Origin of the sequence: Flavobacterium sp. (genome assembly GCF_003525665.1) — a bacterium.
GTDB lineage: Bacteria > Bacteroidota > Bacteroidia > Flavobacteriales > Flavobacteriaceae > Flavobacterium.
In genome coordinates, this window is sequence record NZ_DQDX01000084.1 from 1 (window position 1) to 2682 (window position 2682).

Below are 2682 nucleotides of genomic sequence, written 5' to 3' on the forward strand. Positions count from 1 at the left end.
AAACTGTTGACTTTACTGGTTCGATAATCTCTATTTTTGATAGAATAATTAAAACCCTCTGGAAATAGCATTTCTTGAAACTTCCTTTTTTTGTTGTAATCTAAAGAAGCATAGAATTTACTGGGGTTTTCGCTGATTTTTAAAAAATATTTTATCGCTTTATCGTGGTTCGATTTTTTTGTAGGCAAATTTTCTAATTCATACACTTTTTGCTTAATGTTGTCAAGAATTTTTTGACTTTGTCTTTCAAAAATATCTTTCGATATTTCATTAATAGCAAATCGATATTCCATTTTATCAAGTGCATCTTTTGATTCATTTGCTTCTTTGGTAATAATTCTTTTCTTGTCTGAAAGATTTGACATTTCATCTGAAAGAATTTTTTTTAATTGTTCAGAAAATAAATCATGAAGTTCTTTTGAAAATTTAAAATCATTTAGTTTGTTTTGAAATTCCTCATGTAAACCTATGTGAACTGCTTTTGATGATGAATTTGCATTTACAGTTTTATTGCACCCATTACATTTATAATAAAATAGTTGTTTCTGTTTATTAAGATATGATGTCATTGACGCATTACAATCATTGCAGACAAGAAATTTTGGTGCTAATGGAGTTTCTTCTTTACCTTTAATTTTTGCTACACCTAAATGTTTTGATCCGCCAAGTATCTTTTGTAATATTTGATATTCTTTTTTGCTAATTATAGGCTCCCAATTGCCTTTAATATAATTATCTTCTAATAATGAATTACATACTTTCCCAGCGTAGAATTCATTCTTCCACATGTTAGATAAAGATTGATATGCTATTTTTATTCCTTTTGTTTTTAGCCAGTTAATTATTTCCTTGTCACTGTAGGATTTATAGATTTTCATCTTAAATGCCTCTTTTAGTAACTTTCCTTCTTCATTAAGTATTATTTCTTGGAATGCTTTTACTTTGGTAGGATTCGAAACTCTTGGTCCATAATGATCATAACCTCTTGGAGTTTTTCCAAATGTTTTTCCATTATTAAGAGAGTTTATTAATCCAGGAATTATGGTGTCTTGTCTATTAAAATTCTCTTTTTGAGCATAAAGAAGCTGAGTAGAAAATTCATTTTCCGCTCGTTCATTAAAAGTGTTGTGTTCTGTACTTACAGAGTAGAGTAGGACGTTGAATTCTTTTCTGAGTTTAACGAATAATTGAATATGTTCTGCGCCAGCACGCCCGAATCTGCTAGGTGACCATATTAAAATGATTTTTGGTCTTTTATTGATAGATGTTTTTTTAATCTTATCTATCAATTCTCTTAATGTATTTTGAGTATTTATTTTTTTAGAGCTTTCATATTCAGCATCAAACTCCTCTGTTATTATCAATCCATGGTCTTTTGCAAAAGATTTAATTCTCTTGACTTGTGTTTCAATACTTCCATTATTCATGAATTGTTCTTTGGTTGAAACTCTAGTGTATGACCAAACTGTTGATCCATAAAAATCACTTAACGTGAGGTTTTTCTTTTTCATTTTTACGTTGCTCAAGTATTAATTTTGCAAATTCATATAATTGCTTTGAAAATTCAAATGCGGTTTCTTCATTTAGTTGTTTTGATAAATTGGGTGCAATTGCGATAATTTCATCATAGCTTAACAAATGTTGAATATGTGAAACCTTTTCCTTCTGGTCCATATCTTGTCTTAGATAATACGGGCTGAACTATCAGGAACCGAATGGATTTTACATGTTTCATAAATTAAGATTTTATAGTTACTTTATAATTGCCTTGAGATCTTTTTTCAATTTGTATGCTTGAACCTATCGGCAGATTTGTATTTAAGAAGAACTTTGCCAGTTCTTCTGATTTTTTATGACTTTCAGTAATTTTATATATTTTATTGTTTCCACCTTCGTCTAAACTTATTTGTAGGAGTTTCGGTTTTTCAAACTGAACTGATCTCCATATTTGATTTTCTATCTCAGTTAAATATTTTAGATCTTCCGTTGTTCTATTCATTTCAATACCCATTAAATGAATTAAATGTGGTATGTAAGGAATTGTTATTAAAGTTTCACCATAAAATAGATTGTTTAATTCAGAACCAATTGAATTTGTAAAAGAAGATATTCTATACTCCTCGGTTTTCGGACAATATATAAAAGAAGCTATTTGTTTTGGAGAACGCAAACAAGACTTTATTGAATCCATGTAAGGCGTGATCTCTCTCCTAAAAATATGATGCATTGCAATCTCATCTTCAAGTAAAAATTTAAACCATTCCTTATCATCTTGACTAAATTCGCCCTTAGGATCTTTTATAGCTTTTTTGATGACATCATCAGCGTAATTACTAAATAATGGTTCAATCCAGATTTTACTTGACAATAATTGCAATTTAGTAGTTACAATTCCAATGTTTGATAATTCATTTATAATTAAAACCCATAAAGCTTCTGGCAAGGTCATTAGTGTCTTTCTATCTTTAATAAAAAAGGGAATAACATCTTTTTCTTTCCAATAATTAAATTGTCTAGATGTGATCTCTAAATCCTTTGCTGTGAATTGCTTTTTTGAAATTGCTTCACCAATTTGTTGATAGGATATTGATTTGCTATTTGAGTCTTTATTATTCATTTTATTTCTTAAAATTTTCGTCTGGGTAAATGTAATTATTTTTTATATATTTGACAAATAAATAT

General features: G+C 28.5%; 3 protein-coding genes. All 3 read right to left on the reverse strand.

Annotation, left to right across the window (positions count from 1 at the left end):
• Positions 1-1511: recombinase family protein (locus DIU01_RS06090; RefSeq protein WP_290832526.1), on the reverse strand; the 1511-nt coding region annotated here is incomplete at its 3' end.
• Positions 1483-1674, reverse strand: a complete 192-nt coding sequence (locus tag DIU01_RS06095) for a hypothetical protein (RefSeq protein WP_290832528.1) — start codon at positions 1672-1674, stop codon at positions 1483-1485. The genes DIU01_RS06090 and DIU01_RS06095, both read right to left, overlap by 29 nt.
• A 64-nt stretch (positions 1675-1738) precedes the next feature.
• On the reverse strand, positions 1739-2617 hold the full coding sequence (locus DIU01_RS06100) for a hypothetical protein (RefSeq protein ID WP_290832530.1): 879 nt from the start codon (positions 2615-2617) through the stop codon (positions 1739-1741).
• Between the last annotated feature and the right edge of the window lie 65 nt (positions 2618-2682).